Source organism: Chitinophaga varians, assembly GCF_012641275.1.
Taxonomy (GTDB): domain Bacteria; phylum Bacteroidota; class Bacteroidia; order Chitinophagales; family Chitinophagaceae; genus Chitinophaga; species Chitinophaga varians_A.
On the sequence record NZ_JABAIA010000003.1, the window covers coordinates 1,652,516 to 1,671,332 of the forward strand.

The 18,817-nt window shown below is 48.5% G+C and carries 19 protein-coding genes and 1 tRNA gene; 10 read left to right on the top strand and 10 right to left on the bottom strand.

Annotated features, from left to right (window positions below; translation table 11 throughout):
* Window positions 1-11: 11 nt before the first annotated feature.
* The gene (locus HGH92_RS29400; protein WP_168874372.1) at window positions 12-746 is read right to left on the bottom strand and encodes an ImuA family protein; all 735 of its coding nucleotides are present in this window, start codon (window positions 744-746) and stop codon (window positions 12-14) included.
* 70 nt (window positions 747-816) lie between these two features.
* On the opposite strand from HGH92_RS29400, the gene HGH92_RS29405 reads away from it, so the two are divergent.
* Window positions 817-1,641 carry an XRE family transcriptional regulator gene (locus HGH92_RS29405; protein ID WP_168874373.1) on the top strand — a complete coding sequence of 275 codons (825 nt, stop codon included), beginning with the start codon at window positions 817-819 and terminating at the stop codon, window positions 1,639-1,641.
* Between the two features lie 586 nt (window positions 1,642-2,227).
* On the opposite strand, the gene HGH92_RS29410 is transcribed toward HGH92_RS29405, so the two are convergent.
* A complete protein-coding gene (locus HGH92_RS29410) occupies window positions 2,228-2,428 on the bottom strand; it encodes a class I lanthipeptide (RefSeq protein WP_168874374.1) in 201 nt (66 codons plus the stop codon).
* A gap of 100 nt (window positions 2,429-2,528) precedes the next feature.
* A complete protein-coding gene (locus HGH92_RS34395) occupies window positions 2,529-2,750 on the bottom strand; it encodes a class I lanthipeptide (RefSeq protein WP_211092782.1) in 222 nt (73 codons plus the stop codon).
* A gap of 207 nt (window positions 2,751-2,957) precedes the next feature.
* On the opposite strand from HGH92_RS34395, the gene HGH92_RS29415 reads away from it, so the two are divergent.
* Window positions 2,958-5,996, top strand: a complete 3,039-nt coding sequence (locus HGH92_RS29415) for a non-ribosomal peptide synthetase (RefSeq protein WP_168874375.1) — start codon at window positions 2,958-2,960, stop codon at window positions 5,994-5,996.
* Window positions 5,997-6,136: 140 nt separating this feature from the next.
* On the opposite strand, the gene HGH92_RS29420 is transcribed toward HGH92_RS29415, so the two are convergent.
* Window positions 6,137-6,337, bottom strand: a complete 201-nt coding sequence (locus tag HGH92_RS29420; RefSeq protein WP_168874376.1) for a class I lanthipeptide — start codon at window positions 6,335-6,337, stop codon at window positions 6,137-6,139.
* A 173-nt stretch (window positions 6,338-6,510) separates the two neighbouring features.
* On the opposite strand from HGH92_RS29420, the gene HGH92_RS29425 reads away from it, so the two are divergent.
* Complete coding sequence (locus tag HGH92_RS29425; RefSeq protein WP_168874377.1) at window positions 6,511-6,696, top strand: class I lanthipeptide; 186 nt, start codon at window positions 6,511-6,513, stop codon at window positions 6,694-6,696.
* Window positions 6,697-6,850: 154 nt separating this feature from the next.
* Here the strand turns inward: HGH92_RS29425 and HGH92_RS29430 are convergent, their stop codons facing one another.
* Window positions 6,851-7,021 carry a hypothetical protein gene (locus tag HGH92_RS29430; protein ID WP_168874378.1) on the bottom strand — a complete coding sequence of 57 codons (171 nt, stop codon included), beginning with the start codon at window positions 7,019-7,021 and terminating at the stop codon, window positions 6,851-6,853.
* Window positions 7,022-7,484: 463 nt separating this feature from the next.
* Window positions 7,485-7,561 (bottom strand) — tRNA-Arg (locus HGH92_RS29435).
* Window positions 7,562-7,685: 124 nt separating this feature from the next.
* Here HGH92_RS29435 and HGH92_RS29440 point away from each other — a divergent pair.
* On the top strand, window positions 7,686-8,159 hold the full coding sequence (locus HGH92_RS29440) for a 23S rRNA (pseudouridine(1915)-N(3))-methyltransferase RlmH (RefSeq protein ID WP_168874379.1): 474 nt from the start codon (window positions 7,686-7,688) through the stop codon (window positions 8,157-8,159).
* Window positions 8,160-8,187: 28 nt separating this feature from the next.
* Window positions 8,188-8,799: a rhomboid family intramembrane serine protease gene (locus HGH92_RS29445; protein WP_168874380.1), complete on the top strand. Its 612-nt coding sequence runs from the start codon at window positions 8,188-8,190 to the stop codon at window positions 8,797-8,799.
* A 50-nt stretch (window positions 8,800-8,849) separates the two neighbouring features.
* Here HGH92_RS29445 and tilS read toward each other — a convergent pair whose 3' ends face one another.
* The gene (gene tilS / locus HGH92_RS29450; protein ID WP_168874381.1) at window positions 8,850-10,193 is read right to left on the bottom strand and encodes a tRNA lysidine(34) synthetase TilS; all 1,344 of its coding nucleotides are present in this window, start codon (window positions 10,191-10,193) and stop codon (window positions 8,850-8,852) included.
* 18 nt (window positions 10,194-10,211) lie between these two features.
* Window positions 10,212-10,523 carry a hypothetical protein gene (locus HGH92_RS29455; RefSeq protein ID WP_168874382.1) on the bottom strand — a complete coding sequence of 104 codons (312 nt, stop codon included), beginning with the start codon at window positions 10,521-10,523 and terminating at the stop codon, window positions 10,212-10,214.
* Window positions 10,524-10,680: 157 nt separating this feature from the next.
* On the opposite strand from HGH92_RS29455, the gene HGH92_RS29460 reads away from it, so the two are divergent.
* The 4 genes from HGH92_RS29460 to ispE all read left to right on the top strand — a co-directional run bounded on the left by HGH92_RS29460 (window position 10,681) and on the right by ispE (window position 14,095).
* Window positions 10,681-11,421 carry an electron transfer flavoprotein subunit beta/FixA family protein gene (locus HGH92_RS29460; protein ID WP_168874383.1) on the top strand — a complete coding sequence of 247 codons (741 nt, stop codon included), beginning with the start codon at window positions 10,681-10,683 and terminating at the stop codon, window positions 11,419-11,421.
* 46 nt (window positions 11,422-11,467) lie between these two features.
* On the top strand, window positions 11,468-12,439 hold the full coding sequence (locus HGH92_RS29465) for an electron transfer flavoprotein subunit alpha/FixB family protein (RefSeq protein WP_168874384.1): 972 nt from the start codon (window positions 11,468-11,470) through the stop codon (window positions 12,437-12,439).
* A gap of 168 nt (window positions 12,440-12,607) precedes the next feature.
* Window positions 12,608-13,210 (top strand): bifunctional nuclease family protein, encoded by a 603-nt coding sequence (locus tag HGH92_RS29470; protein WP_168874385.1) that lies wholly within the window; start codon window positions 12,608-12,610, stop codon window positions 13,208-13,210.
* Window positions 13,211-13,285: 75 nt separating this feature from the next.
* Window positions 13,286-14,095, top strand: coding sequence for a 4-(cytidine 5'-diphospho)-2-C-methyl-D-erythritol kinase (gene ispE / locus HGH92_RS29475; protein ID WP_168874386.1), 810 nt, complete (start codon window positions 13,286-13,288; stop codon window positions 14,093-14,095).
* A gap of 3 nt (window positions 14,096-14,098) precedes the next feature.
* Here the strand turns inward: ispE and rplT are convergent, their stop codons facing one another.
* Window positions 14,099-14,443, bottom strand: a complete 345-nt coding sequence (gene rplT / locus HGH92_RS29480; RefSeq protein ID WP_078673350.1) for a 50S ribosomal protein L20 — start codon at window positions 14,441-14,443, stop codon at window positions 14,099-14,101.
* A gap of 49 nt (window positions 14,444-14,492) precedes the next feature.
* The gene (gene rpmI, locus HGH92_RS29485) at window positions 14,493-14,690 is read right to left on the bottom strand and encodes a 50S ribosomal protein L35 (RefSeq protein ID WP_078673351.1); all 198 of its coding nucleotides are present in this window, start codon (window positions 14,688-14,690) and stop codon (window positions 14,493-14,495) included.
* Window positions 14,691-15,120: 430 nt separating this feature from the next.
* On the opposite strand from rpmI, the gene HGH92_RS29490 reads away from it, so the two are divergent.
* The coding region (locus HGH92_RS29490) for a hypothetical protein (protein WP_168874387.1) at window positions 15,121-18,817 on the top strand (3,697 nt) is incomplete at its 3' end.

Below are 18,817 nucleotides of genomic sequence, written 5' to 3' on the forward strand. Positions count from 1 at the left end.
GCTTCATACGATTAACCAGCTTTGATATAAATATTTTGTTCTTCCATGCTTTCTGTACCTCCCGGCTGAAACTGTTGCCCGTCCCACATTATCTGCCAGCTGCCCGGCTTCCCGTTGCGGACTTTTAACAGCGCCACCTGCCATTGCGGATATCCTACGCCCGGCAGCCCTTCCTCCATGAGACTGGCCACCGGCGTGATCATCCACCGGGTGGTGCAAACAGTGTTCTCCACGCTGCGCGGACGGTGCCGGTGCAACAGGCAGGGCACCCCGCTTTTCTCTATGGCCAGCTGAAGACGTCGCAATGCAACAGGATGAATGTCCGGCGCCTCTCCCACCACAGCCGCCAGTGCATTACATTTCAGACATTCTTCCACTACCCATAACATCTCTTTCTCTGATACCAGGTCTATAAAAATGATCCTGTCCGGTACCAGGCAAAATGTTTTTAATCCCGGCGGAAACAGCGTCCGGTGGGCCCCTACCCATACCGCCATTTCCTGGCCTTTCATGATACGGCTCAGCAGCCCAGCCATGAACCCCAGCGTGGCCGCTGCCGTTTCACTATTATGACTAATGAATTCATGGGTGCCACGGAAAGGGAAACAATGCCCCGGAAATGCCGCATTCAAAGGGCCCAGGTCGGGATGATCATTGGAATGGGATGAAAATACAGTCCCCCCTGAAGAAAGAATTTCCCCTCTCAGCCTGGCTATCACCTCATTTCTTTCAGCTGACTGTTTCATATTTCAAAAAGTTGACTTATATTTGGCACTAATAATGCCAATACACCGGCAGTAATAATGCCAAAAAAATATGAAAGAACAAAATAATTTTTGGGCCGCTAACCTGAAATTTCTCCGTAACCGGAAAAAGATGACACAGGATGACCTGGCCACCGCCCTACAATTTACCCGTACCAAATTAAAGGCATTGGAAACCGGCGCCACCCGTAATCCTCCACTGGAGGACCAGGTGCTGATATCAGATTTTTTTAAGGTTGACATCGACACTTTTGTACGCCTCGACCTGTCCCAACTGGGAGAACTGCATCTGCGGGAACTGGAAGCCGGGGACATGAGTTATGTGACTGGAAAAAAGATGCGGGTGCTGGCCACCACCATCACACCAGACAACAAGGAACAGGTGGAAATGGTATCTCATAGCGTACAGGCCGGATACACCGCTGGCTATGCCGATCCGGATTATATCTCCAGCCTCCCCGTGTTTCATATGCCGCAGCTCCCGGCTGACCGGAAGTTCCGGATGTTCCCTGTTAAAGGAGAATCCATGCTGCCCGTTCCGGAAGGCGCTTATGTGATCGTAGAATATATACAGGACTGGTCTGCCCTGAAAGACGGCACTCCCTGCGTGGTGATCACCAAAAACGAAGGCATCGTTTTTAAAGTCGTTTATAACCGTATTCAACAAAACGGCCTGTTACACCTGGTGTCACTGAATCCGTTGTTCAAACCTTATGATCTTCCGGTAAGTGAAGTACTGGAAATGTGGAAATACCACAGCTACTGGACAAACACGGACTTGTCGCCACAGTCTGATATGGACGCTATTTTACAGGCATTGGGGAAACTGGATGCGAAAGTAGACAAGCTGGTGTCTAGCACGGACACCGTCAGCTAAAAGCAGCTGTTTGCATTCTGGCCTGGTAAATGCCGGGGTGACATCACATAAAAAAGAGGGTGCCTTTTGAGACACCCTCTTGTACATCCACTATTTTTTCATGACCTTTTCCGGAGCAGCTATCTCAAGGAAATAAATGCACGGCGTTACAGAAATGAAGTTTCCGGTAACCGGATACGGTCACAGAGGAAGCATTGGGGCAGATGCGATCAGCATATCTTTGAAATGCAGGTACGAACACAGGTTATAGCACCAGGGTCCCGGGAAGGGCATTCGAACCGGGTACAGAAGCAACTTCCCTGACAGGTAGTATCGGGCGTGGTTGCCCCGCCTGTTATTGTTCCCTGTGATAAACTGCTGATCACTTCCTTGTGAAGTGATATTTTAGCGAGATGTAGTTTTCTCTTTTTCATAACGAAACTATTTTTAGTACATCATAAATTTCGGGCCTCTGTCTGCATAAAACGTGCAGCAGTTTGACCTTACAGTTATTTCGTGCTGACCAGACGATATCGACACAACAAAGGGTTGCAACAGGTGCAACCCTTTTAAATTCATGCTACTGTTCAGATTACCCGTTATGTCATCAGCATGCTGTAACCGGGCAGGAAACATCCTGTGTCTGGCACACATCCAGTATGGAACAGAAACAGCTTGCGAAACAGGTTTTAAGACAGGTTTGTTCGCGTACAGTGATGGCTCCGCCTACTATTTTGTCCTGGGACAAATCACTGATCACTTCTTTGTTGAGGGAGAGTTTGGAAAGATTCACTTTTTTCTTTTTCATAACGGATTTTTTCCGGGTTAAATAATAACTGAATTATCAGGTAACATCATGGGCACCGCAACGGACTTGTTGGCAGGCAGGTAAGAATACAGGAGCTCGCTTATTCAACCGGGCATAATTGGGTTACACCGCATACTATAAGGCAGGAAAGCTTAGGCTGAGTTTGAGGTTGACAGTCGAATACACTGCAAAGACAGCTTTCAAGACATGATTTAAAACAGGTGTTCGCAGTGGCGCCCCCTGTTATTTTTTCCTGGGATAAATTACTAATCACTTCTTTGTTGAGCGACAGTTTGGTGAGATTTACCTTTCTTTTTTTCATAACGGAATATTTTAGATGAAATATAAAATTCGCGTTTGCGCCTGCATAAATTATGCAGTAGCAGCGTTTTTTACCTTTAAAAGGAGTTTATCTTTTTACTGCAATCATGTTTCACCGCAATCACTTTACCATGCTCTTTTTATAATTTGATCAATGAAAAACCTGGTAGCAATTCCACGTCTATTCAATAAGCATAAAGCATAACTTATGAAACCCTCAGAACGCGAAACACCGCGGTTCCCTCACTGTGGGCATCTCACGCAAACAATTCCCGGGATCTTCCAAAACACGGTAACGTTGATGCCACAGAAGACAGCCATCATTTTCAAGTCGGAAAGCATTACCTACCACGGGCTGAACACAAAAGCCAACCAACTGGCCGGGCTTTTAACCAGGGCCGGTGCCGGTCCCGGCGTCATGATCGCTGTTTGTATGCCGCAAGGTATAGAACGTGTTATCTATACGCTGGCGGTAATGAAAACCGGCGCAGCCTACGTACCGCTCGACCCGGAGTATCCGGAAGCCAGGCTACACTTCATTCTCAGCGATACCGGCGCGGCCTTCGTTCTTACCAGTTCCTTGTTGCGGTCTAAATTCCCGGAATATCCCGGCCGTATTATCTTACCGGAAGAAGAGCAAACCGCCGCATTGCCCGCAGAAGACTTGCAGGTGAACATACAGCCCGATGACATATTGTATGTCATCTATACCTCCGGTAGTACAGGTGTTCCCAAAGGCGTAGTGGTAGAGCAAGGCGCCGTACTCAGCTTTATACAGGACTACCCTGAAGCCATAGGCATTACATCCGAAAGCATTGCTGTACAGCTACTGTCTTTCAGCTTTGACGCCGCTTTTATGGACCTGTGGATACCACTGCTCGTGGGAGCCACGCTGCATCTTTATCCGGACAATAAACTGCTGGGCGAAGCTCTGATGGACTACATCCGGCAACACCACATTAACATCCTGGCAATGATTACGCCGACCATCCTGGCTTCCCTGCCAACAAACGGAGACATTGGCCATCTGAAAATTATCGGTGTGGGTGGAGATGTGTGCCCGGAAAACCTGGTCCTTCACTGGATGAACAAAGTAAAACTATATAACGCTTACGGACCTACGGAGACCACCATCGCAGTTACCTGTCACCCATACCAGCCAGGGCAAAGTGCCCGTACTATCGGGAAACCACTGGGCAACGTGACCTTTCACGCGTTGGACACACACCTGCAACCAGTACCGGTGGGCAGCGAGGGCGAACTGTTTATCGGCGGGGCCCAGCTCGCCAGGGAGTACCTGCACCGCCCTGATATCACCGCTGAAAGGTTCCTTCAGGTAACAACCGGCAACCTCGAAAACAGACGACTTTATAAAACAGGCGATCTGGTACGGATGTTACCCGACGGCAATTGGGAATTCATCGGCCGAAATGACCAACAGATAAAAGTCCGTGGTTTCCGCATAGAGCCGGGGGAAATAGAGCGCGCCATCACCGGCATTCCGGATGTTAAAGAAGCAGTGGTGACTGCCGTAAAAATGCCCCATGAACAAACAATACTTGCAGCCTTCATCACCCCACGGCAGTTTACCACACCCGATGAAGTCCGCCTGAAAACTGATATACGCAGCCGTTTACAGCAACAACTGCCTGCCCATATGGTCCCTGACAGGCTCGTTATTCTCGAAAAAATGCCAATTACACCGAACGGTAAAATCAGTAAAGAAGCCTTGTCCGGCCTGGTCCATAGCGAACAGCTCTCACTGGAAGGTATATCCGAAGATAACATTGAAGACATTCTTGCCGCCGTCTGGAAACATGTGCTCCAGCTGCCGGAAGTAGCGGCAACAGACAATTTCACGGCGCTTGGCGGCCATTCGCTTAGTGCTGTGCGGATATTTACAGCGTTGCCGGAACTGTTGCGGAAGAATTTGCAACTGGCAGACATCTACCAGTTTCCAACCATTGAAAAACTGGCAGCAGAAATAAGGCGCCGCCAAAGCCTGATACCGCTCTCACAGGAAGAACGCATGAAAGTCAATACAGATATACTCCTCAACGATATTAAGCTCGATGCCGGCCATGATTATCCTACCGCCATTGACCCGTCTGTGCTGGCCAACCCTCAAAGGATATTGCTGACGGGGGCAACCGGATTCGTAGGCTCTCACCTGCTGCTGGAACTGATAGAAAAAACCAATGCCGATATATACTGCCTGGTACGCGCACAAAATAAAGCCCATGCGATGGAGCGGATAAAGTCAGTATTTGACAGATACCGGTTAAAATGGCCGGCAACAAAAGCCCACCGCATTATTCCCGTTACAGGCGACTTTTGTTTTCCTTATCTGGGTATGCCTGCCCGCGATTTTTATCAACTGGCAGAGGAAATTGAAATAGTGTACCACTCCGGTGGCTCTGTGAATTATATACAGCCTTACTCTATCCTTAAATCCGTGAATGTGGACGGTGCCCAGCAGGTGATCCTGTTTGCCACCACCGGCAAACTTAAATACCTGATAGAATGCTCCACCATTGGCGTTTTCAGCTGGGGCAGGCCTGTCACCGGCAAAACCTGGATGCGCGAAGACGATCCTATTGACCAGAACCTCCCCGCTATCTGCCGGGATATGAACTATGTCAGAAGCAAATGGGTGGCTGAGAAAATACTGGACCTGGCTCAGAAGAAAGGGCTGCCGGTAATCAATTTCCGACTGGGATTTGTTATGTGCAACAGCCAGACAGGCGCCACGGAAATGAACCAATGGTGGGGAAGCCTTGTCAGAAGCTGCCTGTCAACCGGCACGTTCCCGCTGATCATGGGACTGAAAGATGAGTTGGTGACGGTTGATTTTGTGGCGCAGGCAATTGTCCACATTGCGAAAAACAAGGATGCAGTAGGTAAAAACTTCCACCTTGTGCCCGAACCTTACAACGACTTGTCTGTAACCGATTTTTTTGTAAAGATCAATGAACACTTTAACACCGGACTTACCGCTCAGCCGTTTCCCGAATGGCTCCTGCAATGGAAAAACAATCAAAACAACGCGTTGTACAGCCTGCTGAGCCTATTCACAGAAGACGTGGACCGGGGAAAATCGTTGATGGAAGTATATGAAAACACTTACTATCTGGACAAATCAAATACAGATACATTCCTTGCCGGAAGCGGCATCAGACCCACAGCTATCACAAAAGAACTGCTGACTGTATACCTGGATTACATGGGCGTTTTGCCTTCAGCATAAATAAACGCCTTCAATAACCGGAATAAGTGCTGTAATTAGAAAAACAACGGCCTGAGTATGGCATCCACCTTACTCAGGCCGTCTACATGCAGGCTACTGTTCAGATTGCCCGACGCATCGGTTAACACAACCGAATGTCATCAACATGCTGTAACCGGGCAGGAAACGGCTTGGGTAATACATTCAATCAACACAGAACACAGGCAGCTTCCACCACAGGTCCTCAGGCAGGTTTGCTCGCGAACAGTGACTATCCCTCCTACTATTTTGTCCTGGGATAAATCGCTGATCACTTCTTTGTTCAGGGAGAGCTTGGGCAGATTTACTTTTTTCTTTTTCATAACGGAACATTTTGGATGAAATCTAAATATCGTCTTTACATCTGCAGAGGGTATGCAGTATATACTGCGCTATATTTTCACTGCGCCCGCTTTTCAGCGATGGGAGTGGTTTTTAAACTGAAAAAAGTCCGCAGCAACCACTATGATATTTGATACTCACCTAAATCCGGGTTATGAAAAAAGTAAAAACAAGTGCAGCAAAAAAATTGTTGTTGGGAAAAATCAAAATCGCTGCGTTAAGCGACGAACAACAGGCCGCATTGGCTGGTGGCAGTGCCACACTGCCCAGCGATGTTATATGTGCTACACAGGGTAGCGTATGTAACACCAGGACTACCTGTCAGACAGCGAGATGTTAAGGTGATGTTTCTTATCGTTGAGCCGTTAGGTAACCTCCAAACCTAAAAGCAAAGAGGGGTATCAAAAGTAATTTGATGGCACAGAGAAAATTCTCCCCATCAGGTACCCGGATAAAATCGGGGAAAAATTACTTTTGAATACCCTCTTAAATTTTTAACACAAACGGGTACCACAGACACCGCCACAGGTGGCACAAGTGGCGAGACCACTGGGACAGTCAACCGCCGTGTAGGCGTCTCCTTTCATTTGCTGTTGCACGGAGGCAGATAGTGATGCGATCCTGATATGACCGATCCGGAGCTTTTTGGGAGATTTCTTTTTCATGGTGAAACGTTTATATTAAATGTAACCGTTTATGCTGCAATATAGCCGCGTAATTACCGGTACCAGCTTTAACAAAATATCCTTTGTTGTTTGTAACAATATCATGTTGCTACTAATGCCCAACGGGCAACACTTATTGTATCTGCAAAAGCGAAAGAAAAGAACTCAGTGATTTTAATGGAGGAGGAAACTGATTGGAAGCACCAGGATGTAAAAGATCCACTATAACTCAACTTCCCCCGAAAGCAATGTTGGTAAGATTTAACAACAGAAACCAACACCCTGTCGGCGAATGTTCCGATTAATTTCCTCATTTACATTAATCAAAACAAAAATCGTGATGAAAGGAAGACCAGCCACCTGATGAGCGGCATGCGGTTATCTCCGGCGAAAGAAACTTAGCAAGTAGGTGTGTGCAGGTATAAAAGAAAAAGCCACCTACTGATGAGGTGGCTTTTTCTTTTGGTGACCGCGTCAGGATTCAAACCTGAAACCTTCTGATCCGTAGTCAGATGCTCTATTCAGTTGAGCTACGCAGCCAGTCGTTTGTGATTGGATTGCAAAGGTATATCTTTTTTTGAAAATACCAAATTCTTCAGGATTTTTTTCTGCAATTTTCTGATTTACACTTACTTTTACAACTGTTGTTTAATGATTATTACAAGTGAAAATTCAACTCTGGAGCATTGGAAAGGAGCATGACCCCTACATTCGGGAGGGCATGGCCGTATTCCAAAAACGGTTACAACATTATGTGGATTTTGAGGTAAAACTGATCCCGACGGTAAAACAGGCGGCCAGTTTATCGGTACCTGAACTAAAAAAACAGGAGGCGAAAATCATCCTCGATCTGCTGCAACCAACGGATTATCTGCTGGCGCTGGATGAACGCGGCAAAATGATGACGACCGTTCAGTTTTCAGAATTCCTGCAACAGCGTACCAATGCCGGCACGCGGCAGCTCATCATTCTGATTGGCGGCGCTTTCGGTATTGACCAGTCGGTGCTTCAACGGTCACAGTTGCAGATGTCCCTGTCGCCGCTCACTTTTCCGCATCAGCTGGTGCGGCTTATTTTTACCGAGCAGCTGTATCGCGCCTATACAGTATTAAACCGGGAGAAATATCATCATCAATAGTTACATTTATAGTCTAACATTCGAGCTTATGTCCGTCAGTATTATCATTATTATTGTCACCTGCCTGATTTCCTACACTGCGTTGAACAATTATGACCAGCTGGATAAGCTGAGCATGCAGCCATACATGGTAAAAAATCATAACGAATATTACCGGTTTATTACATCCGGGTTTGTGCATGCTGACTATACGCATCTCATCTTCAATATGCTGACCCTCTTTTTCTTTGGGCCTTATGTGGAAGATGTTTTTATAGCATTGTTTGGCATGAAGCTGATGTACCCGGTGTACTACCTCTTAGGCATCATTGTATCCGACATTCCCTCTTTTCTGAAACACCGCAACAATTCCTATTACGCTTCCCTGGGCGCATCAGGGGCCATTTCCGCGGTGCTTTTCACTTTCATCATGGTAGAGCCCTGGGCGCAGATCGGCGTGTTCTTTTTCATTAAGATGCCGGCGGTACTTTACGGGGTATTGTTCCTGTTTCTTTCTGCTTACCTGTCCAGGAAAGGGGGCAGCAACATCAATCATGATGCGCATTTCTGGGGAGCCTTGTTCGGGATTGTGTTTCCGCTGGCCTTCCATCCGGAGCTGGGCGCACGCTTCCTGCAACTACTGCTGCACCGCCTGCAATAATAGTAACAGTCCCGGCGCTTAGTCCGGGCTATTATATAAAAACCCGGGGCTTAGTCCCGGGTTTTTAATTCTATGGCGAGGATGTTCTCCGTGCCTGTGGTGATTTTAACACGATCATCGATGCGCATGCCTACCACCCAGATAATTCTTTTGGCAGATTCTATCACCCACACTTTCTCTTTCTCCGGCAGCGACAGTTTCTGATCTATCAGGAAGCGGCTGATCTTTTTCTTTTTAGGCATCCCCAACGGATAAAAGTAATCCCCCTGTTTCCATTTGCGCAAAATCAGCGGGAAGCTGACTTTGGCGGCATCGAGCCAGGCTGTTTGCGGCGCGGTGGGTATAGAAGCCTGTCCCCGCTCCTGCTGGCGGACATGCAGCTGTCCGTTTTCATAGACCACATGTGCCGGCGCGGCGTCCAGTACCTGTACCGGCGCGTCCGGCTGTGCTACCGGCGTCACCAGCAGCCAGCTGCGGTTGCGGATGATACGGTGCGTCGCCGTTTCCACGTATCTGCCCGATTCACTGTGAAGCAGTTGCAACACCTGTTGCAGCTGCGCCACGGAACAACCGAAATCTTTGAACAGTTCCCAGGCGATGGTCTGCAACGGCACGGTCTTCTGTAATTTGACAACAGGCACCATAAAAGTGTTGTCTTTACTGAAAAGCAGGCGCTTACGGTGCCTGGCCACTGATTCCTGGTAAAGCATTTCCGCCTCACGCATCCGCTGGATCGAGTTGTCCATGTTCTTCACCGCTGCCGGAAATACTTCCTGCATACGGGGAATAATCTGATGACGGAAAAAATTACGTGTATACTTATCCGTTATATTCGAACTGTCTTCCACAAAAGAGATGCGGTGCAGTGCTGCATAGGCGACCAGGACCTCCTTGTCGGCAAACAGCAGCGGCCGCACGATCCGTTCCTGCTTTGGCAGGATTCCATGCAGACCGGCAATACCGGTGCCTTTGCAGAAATTCATGAGGGCAGTTTCCACGCTGTCCTGCATATGATGCGCCGTGGCGATATAGCTGTACCCGCCTTGTTGACGGACCTCTTCCAGCCACTGGTAGCGCAGTTCACGGGCAGCCACCTGTATGCTGACGTTATGCCTTTGGGTATAGGCATTGGTATCAAAACGGGTCGTGTACAGCGGGAGGTCGAGGGCAACGGCCAGTTGCTGAACGAACTGTTCATCGCGGACAGACTCCTCTCCCCTCAGCTGGAAATTACAGTGGGCGATCCCTGCCGGAAATCCCGCCTGTTTAAATAAATGGGCCATCACAACAGAGTCCACTCCACCGCTTACGGCCAGCAGGATGCGCTGGGAAGGGTCAAACAACTGTTGCCCGGCGATATGGGCTGTAAAATTGGTCAGTAAGTGTTGCGGCATGGAGATGTGTTGAGTAAATTAATATACCAGTTCTTCGTAGGCCGACTGCAGCTCGTTATAGGCATGTCTTTCGTTAGCGGCTTTGGCCATGGCCATTCCTTTTTCATATACCGCGATAGCAGCTTCTTTTTCCTGTTGCCGTTCCAGTAATTTGCCCAGGTGGTAATAAGAACCTGTATACCCTGGTTCATGGGCCAGCAGTTCTTCAAACAGCTGCCGGGCCGCAGCGTCATTGTTTAACTTGATATACTCCAGTGCCAGGGCGTGTTTCAGGAAACTGTCGTTCGGACTTGTTTCCAGCATTTGTTTAATCTGTGCGATTCTGTCCATGTCGTTGGTGTGTTTTTTCCGGTGCTAACAAATTATAAATAACATTCATATTCCTGTTGTTTATACTGATTAAAATCATAATATAGCCTTGCGGTTGGCGTACATAAATAAGATATATTTGCTATTACCGCATTTTTTAAACCAAACAGTTTAAGGCATGAAGATTTTAGTTTGTATCAGTAAAACTCCGGACACGACTGCAAAAATAGCTTTCACGGACAATAACACGAAATTCAATGAGGCTGGTGTCCAGTTTATTATTAACCCATATGATGAATGGTATGCACTGGTAAGAGCGCTGGAGCTGAAGGAAACGATTGGTGCAGACGTTCATCTGATCACAGTAGGCGGACCTGATTGCGATGCTATTATTCGCAAGGCGCTGGCACTGGGCGGTGATGAAGCATTCCGTATCAACGCAGATAGCGCGGACAGTTATTATATCGCTGCACAGATTGCAGCACATGCCAAAGAAAAACAATATGACATCATATTTACCGGTAAGGAGACCATCGACTATAACGGTTCCGGTATAGGCGGCATGGTGGCAGAACTGCTGGAGCTGCCCTATGTTTCCATCGCAGCGAAGTTTGATCTGAACGGCACGGTGGCGACCATCAACCGGGAAATTGAAGGCGGAGAGGAAATTTGTGAAGTATCCCTTCCGGTAGTAGTATCCTGTCAGAAAGGTATGGCCGAAGCGCGTATCCCCAATATGCGCGGTATCATGGCGGCACGCACCAAGCCGTTGACCGTAGTGGAACCTGTGGCGGCCGATGCGCTGACCAGCGTGGTAAGTTTTGAACTGCCGCCGGCCAAGGCGGGCGTGAAGCTCATCAACCCGGACAACGTGGCTGAACTGGTGAAATTGCTTCACGAGGAAGCCAAAGTGATCTGATCACGGTAGCAGGGTATCTATTGTTTCATTTCTAATTAACGTATTCATGTCTATATTAATATTTGCCGATCAGGCACACGGAAAGATCAAAAAAGCAGCACTGGAAGCAGTACAATACGGATCAAAAGTAGCCGCCCAATTGGGCACCACTGCTACGGCGCTGGTACTGGGCCCGGCAGACAACGCGGAACTGGCGGCGCTGGGCAACTATGGCGCCACCAAAGTACTGCATGTGGCAGATGCACGCCTGCAGGAAGTGGAAAGCACCGTATACACGAAGATCATTGTGGAAGCTGCTGACAAAGAAAATGCTGCCGTGATTGTTTTCCCGCATAATTTCGACGGCAAGGCAGTGGCGCCACGTGTGGCAGCCCGCCTGAAAGCCGGTCTGGTAGCTGGCGCCGTGTCTTATCCGGACACCGCGAACGGTTTTGTGGTGAAAAAGAACGTATTCTCCGGCAAGGCTTTCGCCAATATCAACATTACATCAGAACGTAAAGTGATTACGCTCACACCCAATACCTTCCCCGCTGTAGCCGGTTCCGGCACCGCTACGGTAGAGGCTTTCGCAGCTGCTATCAATGATGCGGACTTCAAAGTGAAAGTGGTGAAGACAGAAACGGTGAGCGGCGATATTCCGTTGACTGAAGCTGAAATCATTGTCAGCGGCGGCCGTGGCCTGAAAGGCCCTGAAAACTGGGGCATCCTGGAAGACCTCGCCAAAGCGCTGGGCGCGGCAACCGCCAGTTCCCGCCCGGTAGCGGATGCAGGCTGGCGCCCGCACCACGAGCACGTTGGTCAGACCGGTTTAACCGTAAGGCCCAACCTGTATGTGGCCATCGGTATCTCCGGCGCTATCCAGCACCTTGCCGGGGTAAACGGCAGCAAAGTCATCGTGGTGATCAATAAAGATCCGGAAGCTCCTTTCTTCAAAGCTGCGGATTATGGCATAGTTGGTGATGCATTTGAAGTGGTACCGAAACTGACAGCCGCGGTGAAAGAATTCAAAGGCCAATAAAAGGCACTTACAAGGAATTACGAATGGGTCAGTTACCATTCATGAGGTTATCTCTCATTCGTAATTCCGTAATTCGTAACCCGTAATTGATTAAGATTTTTTTTAGATAAGGAATATTTTTCTAACTTCACGGTCTTACAAAATATTCAGCGACAACGCAAGACAGATATGAGAAAAATAGAACTGGAAATAGTTGCTTTATCGCACAGCATTACGCAGACTCATTCATATGCCGTGGTATTGGGAGAGGTAAACGGATTACGCCGTTTGCCGATCGTGATAGGAGGCTTTGAGGCACAAGCAATAGCCGTAGCGTTAGAAAAAATGCAACCCAGCCGCCCCCTCACACATGACCTGATGAAAAATTTCATGAACGCCTTTAACATAGAGCTTCATGAAGTGGTGATCAGCAATTTACAGGAGGGCATCTTTTACTCCAAACTTATCTGTTCCAGCAACGACGAAACCATTGAGATAGACTCCCGGACTTCTGATGCACTGGCATTGGCCGTTCGTTTCGGATGTCCGATCTACACGTTCGAAAATATCCTCAACAGCGCCGGAATACTGCTGGACGATCCTGCCGGCAAAAAGAGCGGCGCGAAACCGGTCACCCCTACCATCTCCGAACACGAGAGAGGCGCAGAAGACGATCTCAAAGCCATGAGCCTGGACGACCTCACACAGCTTCTCCAGGAAGTACTGGAACAGGAAGATTATATCCGCGCCATCGCCATCCGCGATGAAATAAACGCCAGAAAAAGCAAATAATATTTTTCAGAACGGACTGCTGCTGCCGGTGGGAATCCCCTGCCGCTGCGGTTTTGCCGTGCTAATACCACAAACATGATCGTTTTTCCCAACTGTAAGATAAACCTGGGCCTGCATATCACCGCCAAAAGAGCTGACGGCTTCCACGACCTGGAAACAGTCTTCTATCCCCTGCCGGTGACAGATGCGCTGGAAGTGATCACACCTGGCACACTGCAATTCACCAGCAGCGGCATTCCTGTTCCCGGCGATGCGGCAGACAACCTGTGCCTACGCGCGTTTCACTTGTTGCAGCGCGACTATCCACAGTTGCAACCGGTCAACATCCACCTGCACAAACATATTCCCATAGGCGCCGGTTTAGGCGGAGGCTCCGCTGATGCGGCCTTTATGCTGCAGTTGCTCAATAATAAATTCCAGCTGGGACTTACTTCCGGGCAATTGATAGACTATGCCGCCCAACTGGGCAGCGACTGTCCTTTCTTCATACTCAATCAGCCCTGTTACGCCACCGGCCGGGGTGAGATCATGGAGCCGCTGTCACTGGACCTTTCAGGCTATTCCTTTTTGCTGGTGCATCCGGGCATTCATGTCAATACCGGTTGGGCTTTCCGGCAGATCACGCCACAGGCGCCGGCGCGGGCATTAAAGGAAGTGATACAGTTACCGGTGACGGAGTGGAAACAAGCTGTCAGCAATGATTTTGAGGCGTCGGTGTTTGCAGCGCATCCTGAGCTGGCCGCCATTAAAGCAACCATGTACAGCGAGGGAGCGGTATATGCCACCATGAGTGGCAGCGGATCGGCCGTGGTAGGCCTGTTCCCTAAAAATAAAATAGCTGACATCCGTTGGGATGCCAGCTATCTGGTATTTAAAGTTAATTAGCGCTTACTTTACGGAAGCAACCAGTGCTTTAAAGGTTTCTGGTTCGTTCATAGCGAGGTCAGCGAGCACCTTTCTGTTCAGATCGATGTTCTTACCAGCTAATTTGTTCATGAACACAGAATAGGTCAAACCTTCTGCTCTTACCGCAGCGTTGATACGGGCGATCCACAGCTGACGATAGTTTCTTTTCTTTAATTTACGACCTACGTAGCTGTAAGTGAGTCCTTTCTCGAGGACGTTCTTCGCTACGGTGTAAACGTTTTTCCTTTTACCGTAGAAGCCTTTGGCTTGCTTTAAGATCCTTTTTCTCCGGGCTCTTGAAGCTACGGCGTTAACTGAACGAGGCATTGTCTTGTGTTTTTTCTCAGGTTATAAAATTCGATTGTTTGGACGGATACTAGCGGAGGCCGAGCATTCTCTTAACCAGGTTAAGATTTGCTTCGTGAACCAGCGTGCTTCCTCTCAGGCTACGTTTTCTCTTAGTAGCTTTCTTAGTCAGTAAGTGGCTTTTGAAGGCTTTAAACCGCTTAATCTGTCCGTTCCCGCCAACCTTGAAGGTCTTCTTGGCGCGGGAATGTGTTCTTACTTTGGGCATCTTACATCAAATTTGGTCTGCAAAGGTAGGGAAATAATTTCATAAAGCACAGTACCAGATAAATAAATACAGGCAACCGCCAAATGTGGATAACTTTTTTAATATTTTTTTAACCTCCTTTAACCGGTTGAGAATCAATTTTCGTTAACCCTCCTCCTCTTCCTATCTTGTGTGAATTCATATTATAAATTTTACCACTTTTTTTATTTCTCTATATTATTTTTAATTTTAATCTTAAAATAGTCGCATATTTTAGCCATATAACGTTTAAACACCTAGTGCCTATGAAAACATTCTACACCTTCCCTCACCCTGACCGGAAAAGGCTTTCCGAGTCTACAGACCCATGTAAGCGGTTGGAAAACAACAGTTACTGAACAGGCAACAGCCCTCAGAACTGATACTTTTTTCACTTAACTGTTTTACACCTATGAAACGACTTTTAACCTTTTTATTCCTGTTAACGGGCTTTGTGCTACCGTCAAACAAGACGATGGCACAATCGACGGCATTTATCAATGCGCCCGACAGTATCTGCGCAGGAAGCTTTGCCACACTGAACGGTCTGGTATGGTCCGGTGGTTTTACCACGTCCTATATGGACTGGAGCGTGTCTCCGGCCCTGGCGGCATCGGACTACCAGTTCCTGTACACAGAAGCTGCCATCAACTCTTCTGTCACAGATAAGTGGCTGGGGCGTAAACCCCTCGCCGCCTATCCAAACGTGACGGCGATGACCATCAAACTGCTGAAGGTGGGCACATACACTTTTACTGTGAAGATCTATAACTCGTCAGGCAGTTATATAACTGCCTCCCGCACGATCAAGGTAAAAGACTGTACCATTACCAGCTGTGCAGGCACGATCAGTACCATGGCAGGATTTAAAGAGGACTTCGGAATTTTTAATGCAGGAGCCCCTCCCCGCAAGAACGCGGTTATTGAAGCCCTTTACGCGGCCAATCCATCTCAAACCTACAAATTTGCTTCTAATACCAGCAACCTAGCAGATAATGATTATATAGAATACTATCATACCCAGGGAAAACCAGAATGGGTAAAAGCATATGATAGAACCGGTAATGGAGATGGCGTCAATACCTTTGGTGGTATGTTGGTGATCAACTCCGCCATTGAGAAAAAAGCCTTCTATCAAAGAACTATCACAGGCCTCTGTCCCGGCTCCGTCTATAACTTCTCTGCCTATTTCATGAACGTGAACGGCATGCAGGTGTTTGACGATATTTGTGCCAGGGCTACGGACGCTCCCAAGGGTTATCACTATGCAGGGGTAACCTTTATCCTCACAAATCCCACTACAGGAGCAGAACTGCAAAGGTTCAACACGAATGACGTGTCCATGAACCTCAAAATACCGGAATGGATCCAATATGGAGGCAGCTTTACCATACCTCCGAACCTGACCTCCGTAAAACTCACGATCGTTAACAATAACTTCGGTGGTTGCGGTAACGATATCGCCATTGATGATATCTCATTTACTTATTGCAGCCCCGATCTTTATGCATATGTAGATGGTCTGAAAGATGAGAAAAGAACAAAAGACCAGATCTGCGGAGGCGCTCCATTAAGCCTGACAGCTTATCTGGAGCCGATTACTTATTTCCAGAACCCTGTCTATCAATGGCAGATGAGCACTGATGGCGGTGTAACTTATACTGACATGGTGGATGGGCCCATGAACACCGGTAGCGTGTCAGGTGCAAAAACAGCCATACTGAACTTTACCGCCGGCGCACTCAAGGGAGATCCTGACGTCTCCAAACTCTATTATTTCAGGGTAAACATCACAGAAAAAGACAACGTAAGTCTCGGCAATTGTGCCGCGCCTTCCCGACCGGTGGAAATCACCATCCTGCCGCAACCGGTAATCACCGTTACCGGTAATGAAATCTGTAATGGCCAGCAGGCGCACCTGGAAGTAACCGGAGGGTATACCTCCTACACATGGCTGGTAACACCTCCTGTCACAGGAACTACATTGGATGTAAGTCCCACCGTCACTACTACCTATACCGTAGTGGGTGAAAAAATCTATGGCGACAATAAAGTCTGCCACGATAGCCGGAGCACAGAAATTGTGGTTTATCAGAAACCTGTTGTTAATGTCAAACTGCTGACTCCTCCCAGCATCTGTTTGGGAGAAGAAGCTAAACTGGAAATCCAGCCGGAGAACTCCGTATACGGTATCACCTGGAACTACAATGGAGCAGTGATCCCCGGTGCAACAGGTACTTCCATTACACATACTCCCACTACTGTAACCGATCTGACAGCAACGCCACCTGTAAAGAACATTTATGTGGTGACAGTGACCAATGGTGCCTGCGTGTTATCAGATCAGGCAGAAGTGGTTGTCAACTCAGTACCCAAGCCCAATGCCGGACCGGACATCAAGCTGTGTAACACCAGCACCTTCACCCTCGCCGGCAATCAGCCTCCACCCGATCAAACCGGCGTATGGAGCTTTAAAAACGGAGATGACCAGGGCGCAACCCTGACCAATCCTACCGCTTACAATGCTACCGTTAGCAACCTGGGCGTAGGTAAATCCGTTACACTGGTATGGACCGTTACTAACAAGAACCTGAGCAAGTGTGCTGCGAGCGATGAAGTGGTACTGATCAATATGCCGGTCCCTGTATCAGCGGCCACGGTAGATATCACCCAGTGTGGCACCAATAAAACGTTTGCCATCAGCGGTACAGCGCCGTTGCCATGGGAAACCGGTTCCTGGAGCGGACCTGCCGGCGTTACGTTTGACGATCCTACTGCACCTGGTACCAACGCCAAACTGACCGGCGCTGCTACCACACAGGACATCACCGTGACCTGGACACTGAGCAATGGCAAATGTGCTAATGGTATATCCAAAGTAAACCTGCACCTGCGTCCTGCTCCGAAGGTAACAGCTACCGCTTCTCCTGTTTGTCAGACTGCCACCCAGTTTAAAATCAACTTCTCAGCGCTGAGCGGCACTGTTACCAAATATGCCCTGAAACCAGGCATTGGTAACCCACTGCCTGCCTACACCGGCGAAACAGGTACCTGGCCCGCCACTGGTAGCGTTATCAATGCAACACTGCCAGCCAACACTGCTCCAGGCACTTATGATTTCATCCTGACCATTCAGAATGATGATAACCTGGGATGTACCTACGACGCACCATTTAAATTAAGAGTAGATGCACAACCGGATGCTACTATCAGCGGTCCGTCTGACATCTGTCTGGGCACCAGCATTTCTCTGAGCGTCGCCACGTCCAATAGTGGTTACACCAAATCATGGACCATCGATGGCGTTGCCCAGACCGGCAGCACCCAAACCATTACCCATACGCCTACTCCGGCAGGTACACACAATTATGGGGTGACTGTCACCAACCTGACCTGCGTCGATAGCAAAACCAAAGCGGTTGAAGTAAGAGCTATTCCAGTGGCTGACCCGGGCACTGTCGCTCCTCAGTGTAATGTAAGCGACTTTACCATGAACGCCCCTGCCCTGCCTGCTGACCAGGAAGGTGTATGGACGATCAACCCACCAGCCAATGGCGCAGTCATTACAAATCCTACCGATCCGAAAACTACCGTGACCGGATTACAGGCCGGAACATCCGTAGTACTGACATGGACGGTAAATAATAAATATAACACCACTTGTAAGGCAAGTTCCAATATCACATTAAAGAATACAGAATCACTTACCACCAGCAAGGCCGGTAGTGATATCATTCAATGCGGCAACAATAAATTCCAGCTGAACGCCAACACACCGAAACCTACCGAAACAGGTACCTGGTCCGGTACGGGCGTGTCCTTCAGCAATCCCAATGCCCCGGATGCAATTGCAACACTGACCACCAGCACTCCGCAGACGGTAACGGTAACATGGACTATCAGCAATGGCGTATGTGCCAACAGCACTTCTTCCATTAAGCTGATCCTCAATGCCGCTCCAACTGTAACAGTAGCTGCTGTGCCGCCGGTATGTAACGCAGACGGTTCTTTCAACCTGGTACTGTCTAACCCGACCGGTAACATTACCCAATACTCCATCAAAGCCGTGGCGCCTAACGCGCTGCCTGGCTTTACGGATATCGTAAATG